The 22,097-nt window shown below is 69.8% G+C and carries 8 protein-coding genes; 6 read left to right on the top strand and 2 right to left on the bottom strand.

The window, feature by feature from the left end; genetic code table 11:
• Positions 1-112 precede the first annotated feature (112 nt).
• A complete protein-coding gene (locus GobsT_RS28590; RefSeq protein ID WP_109570802.1) occupies positions 113-7,894 on the bottom strand; it encodes a type I polyketide synthase in 7,782 nt (2,593 codons plus the stop codon).
• A 340-nt stretch (positions 7,895-8,234) separates the two neighbouring features.
• Between GobsT_RS28590 and GobsT_RS28585 the strand changes: the two genes are divergently transcribed.
• From GobsT_RS28585 to GobsT_RS28570, 4 genes are all read left to right on the top strand, one after another.
• Entirely contained in the window at positions 8,235-9,320 is a 1,086-nt protein-coding gene (locus tag GobsT_RS28585) for a S49 family peptidase (RefSeq protein WP_109570803.1), read from the top strand.
• A gap of 517 nt (positions 9,321-9,837) precedes the next feature.
• Positions 9,838-13,341, top strand: a complete 3,504-nt coding sequence (locus tag GobsT_RS28580; RefSeq protein ID WP_010050009.1) for a hypothetical protein — start codon at positions 9,838-9,840, stop codon at positions 13,339-13,341.
• Between the two features lie 147 nt (positions 13,342-13,488).
• The gene (locus GobsT_RS28575) at positions 13,489-14,646 is read left to right on the top strand and encodes a hypothetical protein (protein ID WP_010050011.1); all 1,158 of its coding nucleotides are present in this window, start codon (positions 13,489-13,491) and stop codon (positions 14,644-14,646) included.
• A 115-nt stretch (positions 14,647-14,761) separates the two neighbouring features.
• Complete coding sequence (locus tag GobsT_RS28570) at positions 14,762-15,616, top strand: hypothetical protein (protein ID WP_010050013.1); 855 nt, start codon at positions 14,762-14,764, stop codon at positions 15,614-15,616.
• A gap of 180 nt (positions 15,617-15,796) precedes the next feature.
• Here GobsT_RS28570 and GobsT_RS28565 read toward each other — a convergent pair whose 3' ends face one another.
• On the bottom strand, positions 15,797-17,197 hold the full coding sequence (locus GobsT_RS28565) for a Gfo/Idh/MocA family protein (protein WP_010049960.1): 1,401 nt from the start codon (positions 17,195-17,197) through the stop codon (positions 15,797-15,799).
• Between the two features lie 1,035 nt (positions 17,198-18,232).
• Here GobsT_RS28565 and dnaG point away from each other — a divergent pair.
• Both dnaG and rpoD read left to right on the top strand, forming a co-directional pair.
• Positions 18,233-20,143 carry a DNA primase gene (gene dnaG / locus GobsT_RS28560; RefSeq protein ID WP_010049962.1) on the top strand — a complete coding sequence of 637 codons (1,911 nt, stop codon included), beginning with the start codon at positions 18,233-18,235 and terminating at the stop codon, positions 20,141-20,143.
• Between the two features lie 103 nt (positions 20,144-20,246).
• Positions 20,247-21,917 (top strand): RNA polymerase sigma factor RpoD, encoded by a 1,671-nt coding sequence (gene rpoD / locus GobsT_RS28555; protein ID WP_010049964.1) that lies wholly within the window; start codon positions 20,247-20,249, stop codon positions 21,915-21,917.
• The last annotated feature ends 180 nt before the right edge of the window (positions 21,918-22,097 follow it).

Raw genomic sequence — 22,097 nt, 5'->3', positions numbered from 1 at the left:
GCGCGGGCCTCTGGCCCGCTGACGCTAACGAATCCGTGCGGCGACACGACTCTTCGCGGACGCCCCGCACACTCCTACCGGCGGGCCAGAGGCCCGCGCCCCGGCGCCGACATCAGCCGCCCGCGCCGGACGCGATCGGGTAGCCGTTCGGCCCCGTCGGGACCGGCGACGACTCGCCCGGGGCGCTCGGCCGCGCCGGCTTGGGCGCGGACTCGGTCCCGCCGGCCACCAGCACCTCGGGCTCGCCCTTCGTCCCGAACACGAACTCGTCGACCGCGAACCCGGCCCCCACGCCCGGCTCGATCAGCTTCAGCCCGCGGGCGACGAGGTGCTTCGCGAGGTCCGCCACCATGCCCACCTCGGCCCACGGCCCCCACGCCACCGACACCACCCGCCCCGGCCACTTGCGGTCGAGCTGGCACGCCAGTTTGCTGAGCACCTCGTTGGCCGCGGCGTAGTCGGACTGGCCGCGGTTCCCGTACCGGCTCGTGATCGACGCGAACAGCGCGAAGAACTTCAGCTTCGCCGGGTCCAGCTTGCGGGCCAGCGTCAGCGCGCTGTCCACCTTCGTCCCGAACACGCGGTCGAACGACTCGGGCGTCTTGTCCCGCAGCAGCTTGTCCTCGATCACCCCGGCGCCGTGGATCACGCCCGTGATGCCCGTGGTCGCGTTCAGCCCGGCGATGAGCGCGCCGAACGCCGCGGCGTCGCGCACGTCCACGCACCGGTACTCGACCTCGCTCCCGGCGTGGCGGATGGCGTCCAGGTTCTGCCGGATCTCGCGGTCCTTCAGGAGCCGCTTGTACGCCTGCTCGACCGCCGCGGGCGCGGCCGACTTCCCTTCGGCCTGAAGGAGCTTCATCAGCGCGGCCTTCAGGTCCGCGGGCGCCGTCAGCGGGGTCGTGTCCGGGTGCTCCGCGACCGGCACCGGCGAGCTGCCGACCAGCACCAGGCGCGACTTGTACCGCGTCGCGATCTCCAGCGCGATCTTCGCGGTGATGCCCCGCGCGCCGCCCGTCACGAGAACGGTGGAGTTCGCGTCGAGTTCGATCGCCGCCGTCTCTTTGGCGAGCGGCCCCGGATCGACCTGCCACGTCTTCCGGAACTCGCCGTCGCGGCCGACCTCGAACGGTCCGTCCGGGTCGCCGAGTTCGCCGAGCAGTTGTTCCGCGAGCCGCGGCGCGGGCGCGTCGGCGCTCACGTCGACCGCGCGAACGGTCACCTCCGGCCACTCGTACCCGAGGCACTTCGTGAACCCGGCGATGCCGCCGTGCCCCGCGAAGAAGTCGTCGGGCAGGTCGCGCCCGTACCCCATCGTGCCGCCCAGCGCGGTGACCGCGAGCAGCACCGCGGAGCCGCCCTTGCCGGCCTCGCGGATGTCACCTTCGAGCCCGCGGGCCAGCAGGTACAGCGACTTCACCTCGCGCCGCATCCGCTGCTCGGCGGACTCGCCCGCGGGCGGCTCGGCCAGCGGGAGCAGGTGGATCAGCCCGGACACCGGGCCGACCTTCGACCGCAGGATCTTGAGCAGGTCGCTCACCTCGTCCGGGTCGGTGAGGTCGGCCGTGAACCCGTCCCCGCCGCCGTGCCGCACGAGCGCGGTCTTGATGTCCAGTTCCGCGAGCCGGTCGGCCAGCTCCCGCGCGGTGCCCTGACCGTCGTCGGTGATGACGATGGCACCGGTCGGCGGCTTGAACGTGGGCCGGATCGGGAGCGGCGCGTCGATCAGCCGCACCACGAGCCGCTGCACGTCGCCCTGGCGCGCCCCGGGGTGCAGGTCGCCGCTCGTGCCCGCCGCGGGCGCGGCCGGCAGCGCCGCCGGTTCGTGCTTGCCGTTCGTAGAAGGAGCCGCCGCGGGGGCCGCCTCGTTCAGCGCGCCCATCACGTAGTCCGCGATCCCGCGCAGCGTCTTGATGACGCTGAGCTTTTCCATTTCGAGGTTCGGCTGCTTGCCGTCGGCGCCGGCCTCAATGCTCTCGGCGAGGGCGCCGAGCACTTCCACGCGCTTGATCGAATCGACCCCCAGGTCGGCCTCAAGGTCGAGGTCGATGCTGAGCGCTTCCTTCGGGTATCCGGTGCGTTCGCTGACGAGTTCGAGGAGTTGGGCGAGCAGCGCGTCCCGGTCCAGAACCTGACCGGGCTTCTTCGCGACCACTTCCGCAACCACGACCGGGGCGGGAGTGGGAGCGGGGGCCGGAGCCGGGGTGGGAGCGTGCGCCCCGTTCGTCTCGTGCTTCCCGTTGCGCCCGTTGGCGGGCGCAGCCGGAGCAACGACCGGTGCTGCCGGTCGGGCGACCGTTTGCGGCGCGACGCGGTTGACCGGGGCCGCCACCGGCCGCGGGGCGGTGGCCGCGTGACCGTTGCCGTTCGTGTATGCGTGACCGTTGCCGTTACCGTTACCGTTCGTGTACGCGTGGCCGTTGGTGTACGGCACCGCGGCGTAGGTCGCGTGCCCGTTCGCCGGCGCGGCCGGGGCCGGGGCTGCCGCGGGCGCGCCGAGGAACCCGAGCATCACCGACTTCTGCGTGTCCAGGAACTTGGCCATCACATCCTGGAAGTGCATCATCACGGCGGCCGCGCCGTCCGGCGCCGGGGTGCTGGCGTGCGCGTAGCCGTTCCCGTTCGCCGACGGAACGGGGAGGGCGGGCGGTGTATCGGTGTTGTGCATCATCGCTCGTGAGGGCGTGGTGACGGCAGCGGTAGAGGGAAAGGGTGCGGCAGTTCCGGGCGAGCGGGGGGCCGGAGCCCCGCGAACCGGAGCGGCCGCAGGCGCAGAAGTCGTTTGCACCGGGGAACGCGCAGGCGCGTTCACTTGCGGCGCGGGCGGAGTGCTTTTCGCCGCCTTGGTTTCAGCCGACCCACGAGGTGCCCCGTGGGCAGGAGCGGCCGGCACGGAAGGAGCAGGCGCGGGCGCCGATTGTGCAGCCGCGGGGGCAGGTTTGGCCGCAGCAGCGGCGGCCGCACCCGCGGGCAAGGCCTGGCCCAGCAGCCGCGGCTCCGGCCCGTTGATCGGCCGGCTGCGCACCCCGTTCACCACCCACGCGGTGGCCGGGTGCTTCGGCTTGCCGGTGTCGGCGCTGAGCTTCGCGAGGTCGAACGGCTGAACCGCACGGCCCACGAACAGCCGGTCGAGGTTCGCGCCCACGCCGGCCGTCAGCAGTTGGCCGAGGACGTGGGCCAGTTGCACCAGCCCCGGGCGCGACTTCGCGTCCGTCGCGAGCGCGACGTGCGGCTTGCCGGCGAGGATCTGGCCCGTGAGGCCCGTGAGCACCGCCTGCGGGCCGACCTCCACGAACACCCGCGCGCCGGCCGCGTGCATGGCCCGCACTTCGTCCGCGAACCGCACCGGGGAAACCAGGTGCTCCGCGAGCTGCGCGGCGATCGCGGCCCCGTCGGCGGGGTGCGGGGCGGCGCTGGTGTTCGAGAACACCGGCTTCTTCGGCGCACCGAACTTGGCCTGCCCAAGCGCCTCCGCGAGCGGCGGCTTCGCGCCGGCGATCAGCGGCGAGTGGAACCCGCACGCCACCGCGATCCGCTGCGACCGGATGCCGGCCGCCTGGAGCTTCTCGGCGGCACGCTTCACGCCGGCTTCGGTGCCCGCGATCACCGTCTGGGTGGGCGAGTTGTGGTTCGCGATCCAGACCTCGGGCAGGCCCTTCAGCACCGGCTCGATGGCCTCGGCGGTGGTGTCCGCGGCGATCATCCCGCCGGGCGCCGTCGCGGCGGCCTCGCGGATCGCGCGGCCCCGCTTGAACGACAGCCGCATCAGGTCGTCTTCGGGCAGCGCGCCCGCCGCCGCGAGCGCGGTGTACTCGCCGTAGCTGTGCCCGGCGAACATGTCGGCTTCGACGCCCAGCGCCGACAGCAGCCGGTACATGCCGAGGCTCGTCGCCCCAATGCTGGACTGCGCGACCTCGGTGCGCCGGAGCGCGTCGCGGTTCGCGGCGTCCTGCTCGGGGGTGAACGGCGACGGCGGGTAGATCAGCTTGCCGAGCGGCCGGTCGAGGTCGCCCGCGAGCGTCCCCTCGGCGCGGTCGAGCACCTCGCGCACCTCGCCGAACGCCATCGCCACCTGCGCGAGCATGTCGGGGTACTGCGACCCCTGGCCCGGGAACAGGAACGCGACCTTGCCCGCGGCCGGTTTCGCGGAGAAGTACACGCCGCGCGGGTCGGTGTGGGCGTCGGTCGCCTTCGGCAGCGCCTCCAGGGCGGTGCCGAGCTTGTCCTTCAGGTCCGCGAGCGAGGTCGCGACCACCGCCAGCACCGGAGCGCCCGCGGCGGCCGACTTGCTGCTGTGCCACACGCTGGCCGCGAGATCGGCCGGCGTCGGTTGTGCCCCGGCGGCCAGGGCGTCGCGCACCTTCTTGACCGAATCGAGGACCGCGGCCTTGTCCGCGCGGCGCCACACGAACAGTTCCGCCGGCCACTGCCGCAGCCCGGTTTCGGGGCGGTTCAGGAAGTCGCCGGTGTACTCCTCGAGCACCGTGTGGAAGTTGGTGCCGCCGAACCCGAACGCGCTGACCCCGGCGGTGCGCGGGTGATCGGCGCCGTGGACCCACGGCTTCGCCTCGGTGTTCAGGTACAGCGGCCCGCCGTCCAGGTTCGCCTTCGGGTTCGGCTTCTCCACCTGCGTCGGCGGCAGCACCTTGTGGTGCAGGGCGAACGCGGTCTTGATGAGCCCCGCGAGCCCGGCGGCGCACTTGCTGTGCCCGATCATCGACTTCACGGAGCCGATCGCGCACGTCTGCGCGGCCCCGCCGGCGTCGCGCATCAGTTGGCCGATCGCGCGGGCTTCGGTCTGGTCGCCCACCACTGTCCCGGTGCCGTGCGCCTCGACGAGCGCGACCTTGGAGGGGTTCACCCGGGCCTGCGCGTACGCCCGGTGCAGCGCCCGCAGTTGCCCCTCGGCCCGCGGCGCGGTCAGCCCCTTGTCGCGGCCGTCGCTGGACGCGCCCACGCCCTTGATGACCGCGTAAATCCGGTCGCCGTCGCGCTCCGCGTCCGCGAGCCGCTTCAGCACCGCGACGCCGACCCCTTCGGCCAGCGCGATGCCGTCGGCGTCGGCGTCGAACGGGCGGCACCGGCCCTTCGGGCTGAGCGCGTGCGTCTTGGAGAACGCGACGTAGGCGTAGGGGGTCTGGACCGCGTCGCCGCCCATCACGATGGCGACATCGCTGGTGTTGTCCTGAAGCTCGCGCACCCCGGCGTAGAGCGCGGCCAGCGACGAGCCGCACGCGGCGTCGATCGCCATGTTCGGGCCGCCCAGGTTGAACCGGTTCGCGACCCGGCCCGCGGCGACGTTCAGCAGGATGCCCGGGAACGAGTCCTCGGTCCACTCGGGGAGCATTCCCTCGCCCAGGTCGACGATCTGCTGCGACTTCACCGGCACGCCGGGGATCGAGTCGAGCAGCGGCATACAGGCGCGGAACCCGTAGGCCACCGACAGCGGCATCCCGCCGCCGCCCACGCCCAGGATCGCGCACGTTCGCTCGCGGCTGAACGGCCGCTCCAGGTAGCCGGCGTCGCCCAGCGCCTGGTTGACCGCTTCGAGCAGCAGGAGCTGGAGCGGCTCGATGTTCGGGATGCTCTTCGGCGTGATGCCGTACTTGAGCGGGTCGAACGTGATGTCCGACATGAACCCGCCCCACTTCGACACCATCTTGTCGCGGGCGCGGGGGTCCGGGTCGTAGTACGGGCGCCAGTCCCAGTGACTCGGCGGGATCTCGATGACCGCGTTGGTCTTCGCGAGGATGTTCTCCCAGTACCCCCACAGCGACGTGGAGCCGGGGTAGAAGCACGACAGCCCGACGATCGCGACGTCGCACGGCGGGGGCGCTTCGGGCTCGATGTGGAGGGAACTCAGCGCCGACTCCGGGAGGACGACGCTGTCGCAGACGTTCGCGTGCAGCTCGGGGATGGTGGTGACGCGGTCCCACAGCGCGGCCACCTGGCCGATCATGTACATGCCGCGCTGGAACTGGTCGTCCCCGCTCACGTCCGCGAGCCCGCTGCCGTTGCCGTTGACCGACGCGGCGCGGTCCACGCCCTTGCTCGCCACCCGCAGCCGCCCGAGGTTCATCCGCTCCAGCGCGATTCCCACCTCCAGCGGCGATTTGCCCTCGGCGCGGAGCTTGCGCTTTTCGACCTCGAATGTGTCGGCATAGGGCGTCGGGATGCAGCGGATCGCGTGCCCCGGGCCGGTCTCCAGCAGCACCGTGTCGCCGCACGCGAGCGCTTCCTTTTGAAACCGCGCGGTGATCGCCCCGCCCTTCACGGCCTCCTCGGTGAACAGGTACGCGGTGCCGAGCAGCACCCCGACCTTCACGCCCTTCTCGGCCAGCGGTGCGCTCAGCGCGGCCACCATGCTCGCCGAGCGCGCGTCGTGGATGCCGCCGGCGAATACGACGTGCAGGTCGTCGGCCGGGCGCATCCCGATGTGCTCCAGCAGCACCTCGACCATCGCCTCCCAAAGCGCGAAACTGGTCCGCGGGCCGATGTGCCCGCCGCACTCCTGCCCCTCGAAGATGAACCGCTTCGCGCCGTCCTTGAGGAACATCTTCAGCAGGCCGGGCGCCGGCACGTGCAGGTACGTCGGCGTGCCCATCGCTTCGAGCTGACGCGCCTGGTCCGGGCGCCCGCCCGCGATGATCGCGAACGGCGGCTTGTACGCGCGGATCGCTTCGAGCTGCTCGGCCCGGATCTCGTTCGGGGCGAACCCGAGGATGCCGACGCCCCACGGCCGGTTGCCGAGCTTCGCCTTCGTTTCCGCGAGGAGCTTTTCGGTTTCTGCCTTGCGGAGAAGGGCCAGGGCGAGGAACGGCAGCGCCCCGCCGCCCGCGACGCTCGCGGCGAACGCGGCGGTGTCGCTGACGCGGGTCATCGGGCCTTGCAGGATCGGGTACTTCGTCCCGTGCGCCTTCGCGAGCGGCGCGTCGGGCCGCAGGTGCCCCAGCCGCTTCGCCGATTCCAGCGCCTTACCGGCGCGCTCGCACAGGAGCTGCACCACACCGGCGACGGTCACGCCCTTCGCCGCCAGCGGCGCCGCGGTCACGACGTCCTGCCCGACCAGCCACACGCCGTCCGCCGGATCGGCCGCGACCCGGGCGCGAACCGCGTCGCGCCACGCGGTCAGCTTCTCTTCGGCCGAAAGCGCGGCGTGCTGAAGCCGCTCGTCGTCCTTCGCCAGCTCCTGTGCGCCGGCGCAGTCCGGGCGGGCGTAAATCCGGTACGCCTCGCCGAGCCGCGACCCGAGCACGAGGGCCTCGCCCCCGTCCAGCCCGCCGATGCGTTTGCGGAGCCCGTCCGACACGGCCGATTCGCGCGTGAGCAGGACCTGCGAGTCGAGAACCAGCCCCCGCGCGCCGCCGGCGAGGCACGCCGCCGCCGTGTGCGTGCCGGCCCCGCCGCGCACCCAGAACGGGATATCGGTGCCGCTCTTCTCGGACCGGTGCCGCCACTTCTGGATCAGCACGAACGACGTGTCCGCGCCGACCCGCCCGCCGGCCTCGTGGCCCTTCAGCACGACGCCCGCCGCGCCGAGTTCGACCGCGCGCGCGGCTTCCGCGACGCTGACCGCCTCGCGCAGGACCGCCACATTTTGTCGCTTCAGGTCGTTGATGCGGGAAATGAGCGCGGGCGAGTCCGCGCCGGCCAGGATCACCACCGCGGGCTTGAACCCGGCCACGAGGTCGAACAGGTCGGCGGCGTCGGCACGGAGCTGGACGCCGAACCCGGTTGCGAACTTTGCCAGTTTGGCCAGTGCCGGCTCGGCCGCGGCGCGGGTGGCGAACTCGAGATCCAGCACCCCGCACGCGCCCGCCCGGCAGGCGGCGATAGCGAGCGACGGATCGGCGGCACCCGAAGGAGAAAGAACGATGATGTCGCGCGATTCCATTACTCGCCTCGAGGGCTTCGACCTCCGTGTCCGGAATGTCTCGAAGTCGGGTCACGTTCCCGACATCAATCCGCGCGAGCGTCGGGCCGCCGCTCGCGTCTCAACCGTCAGTATCGGAAGTCAGAGTCGGTTTGGCAAATTGGGCAACGTGGAGAGCTATGGCACATTGAGACTTAGAAGCAAACTGTAATCTGCTTTCGGGAACAGCACGATCTGTCCGAAACGGCGGGTTGTAGGGAGTGCATGTGTTATGCCGAAATTGGGCTGATTCGGTAAGTCCGGCGGTGCCGATAACACCGAGTAATTCGACAGTCCACGGGCTCCGAGCAAGGGACGGCACATGCGCGTCATTCTCCTCACGCTCCTCACAGTCCCACTCGCGATCGGGTGCAACAACGAGCGGTTCCAGCTCAAAACCCGGGTCGCCGGGAACGTCGAGACGCGTCTCGACACCCCGCCCGTGAGCCCGAGCGCCGGGCACGTAAAGCCGGTCCTCGTCCAGGGCGGGGCGCCCCGCATCGCCCTGGTCGACGTGGACGGCCTGATCCTCAACACGCCGTTCGTGGGGCCGCTCTCGGTGGGCGAGAACCCGGTGGCCCTGTTTCGCGAGAAGCTCGAAGCGGTCGCGTGCGACCCGTGCGCGAAAGCGGTTGTTCTACGGATCAACAGCCCCGGGGGCGGGGTCGCGGCGTGCATCGCGATGCGCCACGACCTCGAACAGTTCAAGGCCCGCACCCGGCTCCCGGTGGTCGCGTGCCTGATGGATACCGCGACCGGCGGGGCGTATTACCTCGCCTCCGCCGCGGACCACATCGTCGCGGGGCCGGCGACGGTCACCGGCGGCCTCGGCGTCGTCCTGAACCTGTTCAACCTGCAGGACTTGATGGGCATGGTGAACGTCCGCCCGCAGCTCATTAAATCCGGCGAGCGGACCGACATCGGCACCTCCGCGCGGCGGCTCACCGATGGCGAGCGCGAGCTGCTCCAGGCGATGGCGGACGAGTTCCGCGACCGGCTGGCCGCGGACATCCGGCGGAGCCGGCCCGGTGTGGTGGAGCGGCTCGAGACGCCGTTCGAGGGGTCGATGTTCGGCTGGAATCTGGACCGCGGCCGCACCTTCGACGGACGCATCCTCACCGCGGAACAGGCCAAGGCGCGGAACCTGGTGGACGCGGTCGGCAGCCTCGACGACGCCATAAGCGTCGCGGCCCAGATGGGGTGCCCCGGCGGCCCCGCGCGGCCCGGCGTGGTGATGTACCGGCGGACCAACGACCCCGCCCGCTCGGTGTACGCTGTCACGGCCAACATCCCCCTCCAGGGGGCCGGGCTGTTCCCGTCGGTGCCCGGGATCGACCGCGCGAAACTGCCGACCTTCCTGAGCGTGTGGCAGCCCGAACTCACCATGGAAAGGCTGGGCGGGAAATAGTCCCGGCGGCGCGGCCCCGGCCCGGAGCCGCGCCGCCCGCGACCACCCGGCGAACGCACCGGTTCCACTCGCCCGGCCCACCAACTTAGAAACGTGCCCGGTGGTCGTGTCGCATTTCTTGACGGCCCCGACCCGCCCGGAACGGGACACGAACGCGGTGGGATGAAGGCCATTTTTGACAGGATCGACAGGACGAACAGGATTTAAAATCGGTCAGTCTTCATCCTGTTCGTCCTGTCGATCCTGTCAAAAATGGCCTTCCGAAACCTGTGCCCCGCACGGGCCGCAAAAAGCCGCCCGTTCTCGTACACGTGACCGGCGTTCGCGGCTCGTCAGAAGCGGCCCCCGCGCCCGGCCCACCATCTCAGGAACGCGAAAACGCGCCGCCGGCGCCCGGCACTTGCCCGCGGCGCGCCGAGCGGGCACAATTCAGGTCTGGGAACTCAACCGGTCCCGCGCCCGTCCAACACCGGTAGACCCACTTCTCGCTCGCACACCCGACGAACCGGAAGCCGTCATGCCATTACGCACCCTCTCCCTTCGACCGTGGCTCGGGGCCGTCGCGCTCGCGGCGGCGCTCACCAGCCCGGCCGCCGCACAGCCGCCGGGGCCGCTCGAACTGGCCCGCGGGCTGCGCGAGAACGGCCAACTCGACCTGGCCGTCGAGTACCTCAAGGAGATCGAGGGCAAGCCGCTGTCCGGGGACGACAAGGCCGCGCTGCTGCTGGAGCGGTCCAAGTGCCTGCTCGAAGCGTCCGAGGAAGAGCCCGACGAGGGCACCCGGCAGGGCATGATCGCGCAGGCGAAGGAGGGGCTGAACGCGTTCGTCCAGAACCACCCGAAGCACCCGCGGGCGGTCGAAGGGCTCCTGTCGGTGGCGCGGCTCACGTCGCTTGACGCCAAGGAGATTTTGAGCCGCGCCCGGAAAATGGAGGTGCCCCCGGCGGGCGACGACGCGGCCGAGGGCCGCAACCGCGAGCAGGCGGTCCAGAAGCAGGCGGCCGAGGCCGCCCGGGCGCGGCCGCTGTTCCAGCTCGCGTCCAAGCGGTTCGCCGAGGCGTCCGCGCGGTTCAAAACCCAGATCGAGGACAAGGCGCTCGACGCCGGCCCCCGCCGGGTACTGGAGCGCGAGGCGTTCGAGGCCGAGCTGGCGAGCGGCATCAACCAGTTCAACATCGCCGAAACGTACATGCCCGACGAGGCCCTCACCGGCCCACAGAAGACGGAACGGGCTAAGTTCCTGGGCGTCGCCAAGGAGACGTTCAACCGGCTCAGCAAGGGCGCGCAGACCAACCGCGCGGTGTGGGTGGCGCGAGCGTGGCACGCCGAAGTGATGTACGAGCAGAGCGACGCCGCCGCGGCCGCCGCCGAGGTCAACGCCGTGCTCCGCTCGAACCTGGCCGAGGCCGAGGACGGCAAGCGGCTGGCCCGGTTCTTCCAGTTGCGGCGCAACGCGCGGGCCGCGCTGACGGAGCGCTCGGCGGCCAAGATCAGCGCCAGCGTCGGCGAGATGCGGGAGTGGCTGCGGCAGTACGGGAGCGCCCGCCGGCCGACGCCCGAGGTGTTCGCGGTCAACTACTTCCTGGCCCGCACGCTCCACTTCCAGGCCGACGCGATCACCCCGCCGCCCAAGCCCCCGGCCACCGCCGTCGTCCCGAGCGAGACCGCCCGCCGGCTGTACGAGGAGGCCGAGCGGATCTACCGCAAGCTGGCCCAGAGCGACCACGAGTACACCGCCCGGGCGGCCCGGTACCGCGTGAGCGCGGTGCGGCGGCTGCTCGGCGAGGCGGACCAGAACCCGCTCGCCTACGCGACCTTCGAGAAGGCCCAGATGGCGTCCCTCATCCAGCTCGGCAAGCTGACCGCCGCCGAGGACAAGGAGCAGCAGGCGCTCGGCGACCCGAAGGCGGCCCCGGCGGCCCGCGACGCGGCCCGGGCCGAGGTGAAGCGGGTCCGGGACCGGGTGATCGCCCTGCTCGAGCGCGCCCGCGAGCTGGTCACCCCGCAGGACGCCCCGGCCGACGTGACCGACGTGCAACTGCGGCTGATCTACTACTACCTGCAAAACGACCAGTTCTACCAGGCCGCGGTGCTGGGCGACCACGTGGCCCACACCGTCAAGAGCACCGGGGGCAAGCCGGCCATCGCCGGGCTGCTCGCGATCGGCGGGTACGTCAGCGCCAGCCGCGCCGCCCGCGGGGACAGCCCGGAGGCCATCGGCGCCGCCCGCCGGACCGACCGCGACCGGGCCGTCGCGCTGGCCCGGTTCCTCGACGAGCGGTACCCCAACGACGCCGCCACCGACGCCGCCCGGCACCGGCTCGCGGGGCTGCTCGCCGACGAGAACAAGCTCATGGAGGCCTACGAGGTGCTGGTGAGGGTGCGGCCCGGGTACGCCCAGCTCACCGGCGCCCGCCTGCTCCAGGGGTACGTCGTCTCGCAACTGGTGGCGCCGCTGGACTCGAAGCTGTCCAAGGAGCAGAAGGCCGACCTGTTCCGCCGGGCCACCGGCGAGCTGGCGAAGGTGCCGAAGCCGGCGCTCATCGCGGCCGAGGACGAGGTCCGCGGGTACCTGTCGGCCCGGTGCAGGCTCGCGTCCATGATGCTCGCCCAGAACCGCGCCGACCCGGAGACCGAGGCCCGGGACGCCGGGTTCAACCGGGCCCTCTTCCTGTCCGAAGAGATCCTGGCCGAGGTGCCCACGTTCGAGAGCCTCGCGGACCCGGACAAGAAGCTCAACCTCGACGGGCTGGAGCTGAACCACCTGGCCCTCGATACGTACACCCGGGCGCTCTACCTCCGTGCCCGGGCGATGACCAACAACGGGCAGTTCGACGGCTCGATGGCGCTCATCAAGCCGACCCTCGACCAGGTGGCGGCCAACGGGCCGCTGATGACCGCGGAGGTGCGCGGGTGGGCCGGGCTGGGCGGCGGCGCGAGCGCCGAGGACCGGCAGAAGGCCCGGGTCGCGCAGCTCGCCGCCGCGATCGACAAGGGCCGCGTGGACGTGATCCTGGCCGGGTTCCGCACGCAGGTGCGCCAGGGCAAGGCGCCCGAGGCCGCCAAGATGTTGGACCTGCTGGCCCGGGCCGGCGGCTCGATCGAGGAGAGCCTGCCGCTGCTCGAGCCGGTCGCCCGCGAGCTGGCCGCGCTCATGGTCGCCCGCCAGAAAGAGGGCAAGGCCGACGAGGCCAAGGCCCTCGGCGCCGGGCTCGGCGTGCTGCTGGACAAGATCCGCAGCGTGAAGACGCTGACGGTCCCGATGACCCTGTTCGTCGGCCAGACGCTCCAGTCGATCGGCAAGTCGGCGGACGCCATCGAAACGCTCAAATCGGTCCCGGCCCCGACCTACAAGGACTGGGACAAGAAAAAAGCCGACGAGATCCCGCAGGAGGAGCGCGGCAAGGTGACGAACCAGATCCGCGACTACGCGATCGCCCAGCACACCGTCATCCAGGCCCGCATCGATCTGAAGCAGTTCGCCGACGCCGAAAAGGCGCTCAACGAGATCGTCGGCACCAACGAGAAACCGGGGTGGGGCGCCGGCCGGCTGTACTTCCGCAAGGCCCTGGCCGAACTGCACGAGGCCAAGGGGGCGGCCGAACCGGACCTGAAAAAGGCGAGCGCGGAGTGGGGGCTGGCGGTGAAGCAGTGGAACACGCTGTTCCAGATCCAGAACGCCCGGCTCGGCAACTTGCAGCAACAAAAGGGGTCCGACCCGCAGGCGCTCGTCGACGCGCGGAACGCGTTCGCGGACGCGTTCTTCGACGTCCAGCGGTGCGTCGTGGTGGCGAACCAGCAGCTCCGGAGCGGGCCGGCCCAGGCCGCGAACTTGCAAAAGACGTACGCCGACGTCGCGCGGAAGTGCGCCGACATCGAGAAGCGAATCGCCCCCGCGGAGTGGCAGCCGGAAGTGCGGAACCGCTACCACGAGCTGATCAAAGCCACCCCGCCGCTGGAAGAGGCGTACAAAGCGGCCGGCGGAACCATGTTCCTGGAGAAGGCACAGCCGCGGCCGTGACCCGGCGGGGCGTGCGGGACCGCCCCGGCCCTCGCGCCCCGAATTCCCTCCCGGGCCGCCAACGCCGAGCGCCCCACCCCGTTACGCCTCGGCCGGCACAACCGAGCGCCGGCGCGCCACGTCCCGAACTAAAACCTGGGGGTCTCCATGTCCCGGCTCGTGTGGCTCGTGATCGCGTGCGGGCTCGTGCTCGCGCCCGGATTCGCCAACGACACCAAGACCCTACCCAACCAGAACCGGGCGGCCGACGCACTCACGGCTCGCCTCAAGCAAAAGGTCAAGATCGACGGCTCCAAGGTCGGCGCCAAAACGCTCGCCGAAGTGCTCGGCGAAATCGCCAGGAGCCACGACATCAGCTTCGTGCTCCTGGAAAACGAGTTCAAAGCGCAGCAGGTGGTCAACATCAAGGACAAGGTGTCGGTGGTTAAGAGCCTGGGCGCGGACGGGCTCACGGTCGCCGAGTTCCTCGGCGCGTGGCTGCCGGGTCTGGGCGCGACGTACCAACTGCGCCCTGAGTACATTGAGGTGATCCCACTCCGCGCGGTTCGAGCGGACGTAGCCCCCGCAAAGAAAGGTGATCCGGTCGAGCAACTGCTGACGACCCTCGCGAGTACGGAGGTTGATCTCGAAAACAAGAACCTGAACGAAACCCCGCTGTTCGAGATGCTCGGGTTCCTGTCGAAGAAGTATTCGTTGGTGTTCGCCGTCAACGAGAGCGCGTTTAACGCCGAGGGGTTCCCGAACATCCGAGACGTAAAGCCGACTGTCATAACCACCGCGCTACGGGGGCAGTCCCTCCACCAGCACCTGAGCATGATCCTCGAAAGCTTCGGGGCAACGTATCTCGTGAAGAACGGTGTCATCGAGATCGTGCCTGTGCGGCACGCGGCGGTCGTGGCGAAATCGCCCCTCGATACGTCAGCGATTTCCGACAACGGCGGGCGCCCGCGGCTCAAGGAGCCGCTGGTGTCGATGGTCGTCAAAGAGAAGGCGCTGAACGACACGGTCGCGCGGCTCGCCGAAACGTACGACCTCACCGTGGTCGTTTCGCCCCAAGCCGGTGAAGCGAGGTTTTTGCCGGTCAACGCCCGACTGCTGAACGCGCCAGCCGACCGGGCCATCGAGTTGCTCGCGATCCAGTGCGACCTGCGTGTCGTGCGCAAAGGTAGCGTGTACCTGATCACGAGCAAGGAGCAGGCCAACGAGCTGTTCAGCGAGAAGCTGGAGCGCGAGCGCCAGAAGATCGAACTGGAGAGACTGCGCAAGGAATCGGTGGCCCCGCCGCCACCCGCCCCCAAGAAGTGATCCGCCCCTTCTGGGGCGTGAGCCGGCCCCGGAGCGCGAACAATCTTTCTGACGCGCGGTGCCGTCTGGTAGGATGCTCTCTGCCGTCCGGCACGCACCCTCTGGAGCCGCGCCTATGCGCTCGACCCTCCGTCGCCTGTTCGCCGCCGCCGTGTTCGCCGCGGCCCCCGCGGTCTCGTTCGCGGCGGCGCCGACACCGGCCGCCGCGAACAAGGCCGCCAGCCCGCTGGACGCCGCTCGCAAGGCGCTCGACGAGGTCGGCGACATGCACTACCAAAACAAGTCGCTCAGCGAGCTGGTCGGTGACCTCAAGGAGAAGACCCGGGTGCCGGTCACCATCGACCCGCTGGTGTACCAGTTCGGGCTGGACCCGAGTCAGCCGACCGTGAGCGTCACCGCCAAGAACGTGAAGCTGAAAGACGGGCTGCAACAGGCGCTGGCGCCGTTCAACCTGAAGTGCGGCCTGACCCGCGACGGGCTGTTCATCTCGACCGAAGAGGGGCTGATCACCAAGCAGCTCCGCCAGCGGGTGAGTGTGGACTGTGACGGCACCCCGTTCGCGACCGCGGTGAAGCAGCTCGCCGCCGACTGCGGGGCCAACGTGGTGATCGACCCGCGGCTCAAGGAGAAGGCGACCGCAACGGTCGCGCTGAAACTCGACGACGTGCCACTGGAAACCGCCGTGCGGCTGCTGGCCGAGGTCGCGGACCTGGGCACGGTGCGCATGAGCAACGTGCTGTTCGTAACGACCGTGGAGCGGGCCGAGAAGCTGCGCCCGAACGCGGACGGCCCGACCCAGCCGGCCCCGGGCAACCCGGTGTTTCCGTTCCCCAACGGCGGCCCCGGCCCGGTCCCGCTGCCCGGTGTGATCGGCCCCGCGGGACAGGCCGTCGAGGTGGTGCGACCGGCGGTCGAGGCCGCAAAGCCGGCGGAAGCGGTGCCCGCTCCGGCCAAGCCTGAGAAGCCGTAACATCCGCTCGCCACCCAGCAGAGAAAAGAGTGTTCACCGCAGAGGGCACGAGAGGGCGCAGAGAGAAAACAAGAGAGCGGATTGACTCCTTACTCTCTTACGTTTTCTCTCTGCGCCCTCTCGTGCCCTCTGCGGTGAACACTCTTTTCTCTGCTTCTACGGTGAACGCTCTTTCTCAGCTCACGCGTTGTAGCCGATCAGGTCCCAGCCCTTGCGGTAGGTGCGGCGGATCAGCGGGGCGGCTTCCTTGATGTCGGCGGCGCACTTCTCGCCGTCGAAGTTGAACGACTTGCCGGTGCGGATGGCGACGTTCCCGAGCAGGAACGCGGCGGTCAGCAGCCCGCCGTAATCGAAGTTGGCCAGCGCCATCTCCGGCTTCCCGGCCTTGATCGCCGCGACCCACTCGTCCTTCTGCCCCTGGTCGCCCTTGTTGTTCACCGGCAGCGTTTCCGGCTTGGTGTCGTTCCCGGTCTTCTTCCCGGTGCTGAAGAACACGTTCGCGCCGTAGTCGTCGGGCGAGTACGCGAAGCCCTTCGTGCCGACGATGATGGACCCGCTGTCCACGAGCTTCTTGGCGCCCGAGATCTCCAGCGCCTTCGCGACCAGTTCGTCGGGCGGCAGGACCTTCTTCCCGTCCTTCTTGCCCTCGTACCAGTTCAGCGTGACCGGCGCCAGGTCCCCGCGCTTCGGGAACTCGATGACCACGTTCGCCCAGCTCGGGCAGGTGAGCGGGTTCACGTCGCCGGCCGTGGCCGACACCTTCGTCGGGTGCGCCAGCCGCAGCCCCATGAACGCCATGTTGGCGGTGTGGCAGGCCATGTCGCCGATGGCCCCGGTGCCGTAGTCCCAGAACCCGCGCCACGCGAACCCGTGGATGCCGTTGGCGAACTCGCGGTCCGGGGCCACGCCGAGGAACTCGTCCCAGTGGATCCCCTTGGGCACGCTCCCCTTGGCGGGCGGCTTGGCGTCGCTCACGTCCGGCGCCTGCTTCCAGTAGCCCGCCGGGCGGTTGGTCCACACGTGGACCGCGGTCACGTCGCCGAGTTCGCCGGCGCGGAGCAGTTCGGCGGCGCGGCGCAGCCCGTTGGCCGCGGTGCCCTGGTTCCCCATCTGGGTGCAGACCTTGGCCTTGGCGGCCTCGGTCCGCATCAGGTGCGCCTCGTACACGTCGTGCGTCAGCGGCTTCTGACAGTAGACGTGCTTGCCGGCCCGCATGGCCAGGATGCTGGCCTGGGCGTGGGAGTGGTCCGCGGTGCTGACCACGACCGCGTCGATGCTCTTCAGCAGCGCCGCGTCGTCGTACAGCTTGCGGTAGTCGGCGAACGTCTTGGCCTCCGGCCACTTCTTGGCCTTCGCGGCCAGGTTGCCGTCGTTGATGTCGCAGAGCGCGATGACGTCCATCAGGTTGCCGGCCTGATCGATGTCGCTGGAGCCCTTGCCGCCGACGCCGATGCCCGCGACGCGGAGCTTCTCGTTGGCGCGGTAGACGCGGGCGGCCGAAACCGCGGGCGCGAGGTACAGGTAGCCGAGAGCGGCGGCGCCGGCGCCGAGCACCTGACGACGGTTGAAGTTGCGGGCCATAACTCAGAGTTCTCCGGAGAGGCGGAAGGGGAATCGGGGCGGTGCGCCCCCGTGCGCGAGGTCGTGGTGAGGCTGAGTGTAAGCCGGCCGCGGCGCGGAGGCAACGAGAAAGGCAACGACGGCTCGCCTCGCGTCGGCCCACCCGTCTAAAGGGTGCGGGTGGCGGTATGGCGGATGGTCGTGGCTTCGTTCCGGCCCGCACCCGTCTCGTGGTCATCAAGACGGTTTTGACAGAATCGGCAGGACGAGCGGGATCAAAACAGATCGATTTGAAATCTCGTTCATCCTGTCAATCCTGTCAAAACCGTCTTTGGCCTCTCCATCGCAATTTGGTGACGCACGTCCGTGCCGCGTTCCGCCAGAGATTTTCAGCACGAATGGCGTCACTGAGTCGGCACCAGAACTACAACCCCGCACGCCCGTCCGTGACGCACGCACGGTCTACCCAATCACTCCAAAATCGCGCGCCCGAGTTGGCGTAGCGGGCGCTCCCGCGGGGCCGGTCGTGCGGGTGGCGGCGCGGGCGCATCAGGCGCCGGCGGTGCGGGCAACTTGGTGGGAGATTCCGTTTTGTCGGAGCCGCCGGTGACCGGGTTATGGGTTAAGTTTGCGGGGTGCGGCGGTCGGAACGGAGGTTGCCTTGACGCCCCCCCCCAAGCGGGTATAATTCGCAAAGCATCAACGGATTGATGCACCGACCTTAAAGGCTCAGAGGAGAACAGAGCCACGGCACCAATCGAGCGTCCCCACCCCACCCACGGCGATTCATCCGGCAAGCGTTTAACTCCGTACGCGAGTTAGCCCCCTGACGCCGGTTCGCCAGCTCCACCAGCACGGGGTCGAAGGGCAAACTCGACAATCGCCAAGGCCGACCGACCGCGGACCCAGTAACGACTCCGGAATCCCGTTTCTCCCCCGATTCACGACCCCCCGGCGACCTTCCGCCGGGGTTCACGCGCATCGCCGCAACCGCCCTGGGCAGCACAGCGGTGTCGGGATCGAGCGAACGACAGGCCGGTTATCCGCAGGTGAAACGTGCCGTCCGACCCGGTGGAGCTAACCAAACAGATCAAGGCCGCCAGCGACATTGTCGCTGTCGTCGGCTCGTACATCAACATCGTTCCGGCCGGCAAGATCTTCAAAGCCGTCTGCCCGTTCCACAACGACACCCGCCCGTCGCTCGACATCGACCCGCACCGCCAGCGGTACAAGTGCTGGTCGTGCGGCGCCCAGGGGGACGTGTTCGCGTTCGTCCAGAACCACGAGAAGGTCGGGTTCCGTGAGGCCCGGGCCATACTCGCGGCGAAGGCCGGAATCAAGCTCGACGAGCAACAGTCGCCGCAGGACCACCACCGCACCCGGCTGCTGGAGGTGATGCGCTGGGCGCAGGCCAAGTACGCCTACCAGTACCTCGAAGGCGACCTGGGCGAAGAGGCCCGCAAGTACATGGGGGCGCGGAAGCTCTCGGGCAAGACCACCCGCGACTTCGGCATCGGCTTCGCCCCCATCAACGGCGACTGGCTCGTGAAACTGGCCCTCGCCGAAGGGGTCCCGACCGACACGCTCGTCGAGGTCGGGCTGCTCGCGGCCCGCGACGGCCAGCGCGGGTACTACGACCGGTTCCGCGACCGGGTCATGTTCCCGATCAAGGACGTGCGCGGGCAGGTGGTCGGGTTCGGCGGCCGGATCATGCCGAACAACCCGTTGGCCGCCCGCGGACCGAAGTACTACAACTCGGCGGAAACGCCGCTGTTCCACAAGAAGGAGCTGCTCTACGGGCTGGACCTCGCCCGCCACGCCAACGCCGGCTACCTCGCGGTCGTGGAGGGCTACACGGACGTGATGATGGCCCACCAGTGCGGCGTGCCGCAGGTGGTCGCCACGATGGGCACCGCGCTCAACCCCCAGCACGTCGCACAGCTCAGCCGCTACGCGCCGAAGGTGGTGCTGCTGTACGACGCCGACGCCGGCGGGTTCGCGGGCGTGGACCGCGCGCTCGAGATGTTCGTCTCGCAGGACGTCGAACTCGCGGTCGCCACCCTGCCCGACGGGCTGGACCCGTGCGACCTGCTGGTGAAGCCCGGCGGGACCGAAACATTTAAAGAGGTACTGACATCCGCCGCGGACGCGTTAGATTTTAAATTGAACAAGCTGCTCGAGCGGGACCCGAACCCGTCGGTCGAGACCAAGCGGCGGATCGCCGACGACATCCTGGGCGTCATGGCGTCCGCCCCCCCGATGCCCGGGGCCGCGGCCCAGATGAAGCGGGAGCTGATCGTCACCCGGATCGCCCACCGGCTCGGCTTCAAGCAGGAAACGATGTGGGTGCGGTTCGGCGAGCTGCGCAAGGACCACGAGCAGAAGCAGCGCGAGGCGCAGCAGAAGGAACAGGAGGGGCACCGCGACGGCGGCCGCCCGACGGTCACAGTTCGCCCCGACGCGGTCCTGCCGACGACCGAGCGGCCCCGCGGCGCGTCGAAGGCCGGCCCGGCGGTGGCGGCCGAGCGCCAGTTGGTCGAGCTGCTGCTCAGCGACCCGCTGCTGGTGCCGGTCGCGGCGGCCCGGCTGGCGCCCGACGAGATCACGCACACCGGGCTGCGGCGCATCCTCTCCGAGCTGTACGGGGTGCATGCGGCGGGCGGCGTGCCCGACCTCGAAAGCCTCCGCGAGCGGCTCGCCGACCGCGAGGACCTGTTCGAGGTGTCCCAGAAGCTCCAGTTCGTCGGCCAGCAGATGCAGGACCGCGAGCAGTGGCTGGCCCGGCTGCTCAAGCGGTTCGCGGAGATGAAGGCCGAGGCCGAGGCCCGCCGGGCCAAAGAGCAGCTCGCCGGCGCGAGCGACGACGAGGCGATCGAGCTGCTGCGGCGCATCCAGCAGACGCAGCAGCGGCCGCCCAAGCGGGGCGACAACGCGGGCGGCCCGCAGCCGGACGCGCCGGCGGCCTGACCGCCGCACGAAACGAGACATCTGGGTTTCGCACACGAGTTGAGAACCACCCGCCGCAACGGCCAAGACGGCCCCGAGCGGACGACCAGTGGGAGGGGTTCGGATGGACTGGAAGAACGACGAGGTTCTCAAGGCGCTGGTCGAGCGTGGCAAGCAGGTCGGGTCGCTCACCTACGACGAGGTGAACACCGCCCTGCCCGAAGGCCGCGACGGCGTCCCCGAGTCCGACCGGCTCGAGCACGTGCTCGAGATCCTCGACGCCAACGGCATCAGCGTCATCGACGAGGACGACGGCGAGGCCGTCGCCGACGCCCCGGTCGCGGCCGACGCCGCCGTCGCGGACCCCGAGGCCCCGAGCTACGAGGACTCCGACGGCGACGGCCGGCACATCGACGACCCGGTCCGCATGTACCTCACGCAGATGGGGCAGATCGAGCTCCTGAACCGGAAGCAGGAGGTGTCGCTCGCGATGAAGATCGAGCTGACCCGCCGCCGGTTCCGCCGCAAGGTGCTGGAGTGCGACTACGCCATGCGGCAGGTGGTCGAGACCCTCAAGCGGGTCCACTCCGGCGACCTCCCGTTCGACCGCACCATCAAGGTGTCCCAGACCGAGAACCTCGAAAAGGACAAGATCCTCCAGCGGATGCCGCACAACCTGCGGACCCTCGAGCCGCTGATGGAGGGCAACGTCGAGGACTTCCAGCGGCTCAGCGACGAGCGCACCCCGGGCGACGAGCGGGAGACGATCCGCGAGCGCCTGCGCCTGCGCCGCCGCAAGACCGTCACGCTGGTCGAAGAGCTGTCGATCCGGACCCAGAAGGTCCAGCCGCTCATGAAGAAGCTGGAGCAGATCTCCCAGCGCATGGACGAGCTGGAGGCCGAGATCGAAACCCTGAGCGGCAACCGCACCGCGAAGGAGGAGCGGGCCAACCTGGAGAAAGAGCTCCAGGACCTGATGCTCATCACGCTCGAAGAGCCCGCCAGCCTGCGCCGCCGGGTCGGCATCATGAAACAGCGGTTCGCCGAGTACGAGCAGGCCAAGCGCGACCTCTCCGGCGGCAACCTGCGGCTGGTGGTCTCGATCGCCAAGAAGTACCGCAACCGCGGGCTCTCCTTCCTCGACCTGATCCAGGAGGGGAACACCGGCCTGATGCGGGCGGTGGACAAGTACGAGCACCGCCGCGGGTTCAAGTTCAGCACCTACGCGACGTGGTGGATCCGGCAGGCCATCACCCGGGCCATCGCGGACCAGGCGCGGACGATCCGCATCCCCGTCCACATGATCGAGACGATGTCGAAGCTCCGCAACGTCTCGAAGCAGTTGCTTCAAGAGCTGGGGCGCGAGCCGACGGTGCAGGAGACGGCGGACGCCGCGAAGATCTCCTACGAGGAGTGCAAGCGGGTCCTGAAGATCAGCCGCCAGCCGATCTCCCTGGACCGGCCGGTGGGCGAGAGCGAGGACTCGTACTTCGGCGACTTCATCGAGGACAACTCCGTCGAGAGCCCGGTGAACGCCGCGACCAACGAGATGCTCAAGGACAAGATCGAGGGCGTGCTGAAGACGCTCACGTACCGCGAGCGCGAGATCATCAAGCTGCGGTACGGCCTCGGCGACGGCTACACCTACACGCTGGAAGAGGTGGGCCGCATCTTCAAGGTGACCCGCGAGCGGGTGCGGCAGATCGAGGCGAAGGCCGTCCGCAAGCTCCAGCACCCGGTGCGCAGCCGCCAGCTCGAAGGCTTCCTCGACGGGCTGAAAAACGTCAAGACGTGAGGGAATTAAGGGGTATTTACCGCAGAGGGCACGAGAGGGCGCAGAGGACCGAGAGAGCAGAGCCATCCTCACGCTCTCTCGGTCTTCCTCTGCGCCCTCTCGTGCCCTCTGCGGTGAATACTCTTCGGCCTCTGCCGCTCTACAATGCCCCTAGCCTGTACGCGGGGGCGAATGCCCCCG

This window comes from Gemmata obscuriglobus (assembly GCF_008065095.1).
Taxonomy (GTDB): domain Bacteria; phylum Planctomycetota; class Planctomycetia; order Gemmatales; family Gemmataceae; genus Gemmata; species Gemmata obscuriglobus.
The sequence above is the reverse complement of the archived record's forward strand: the minus strand, read 5'-3'. Positions and strand labels throughout refer to the sequence as shown.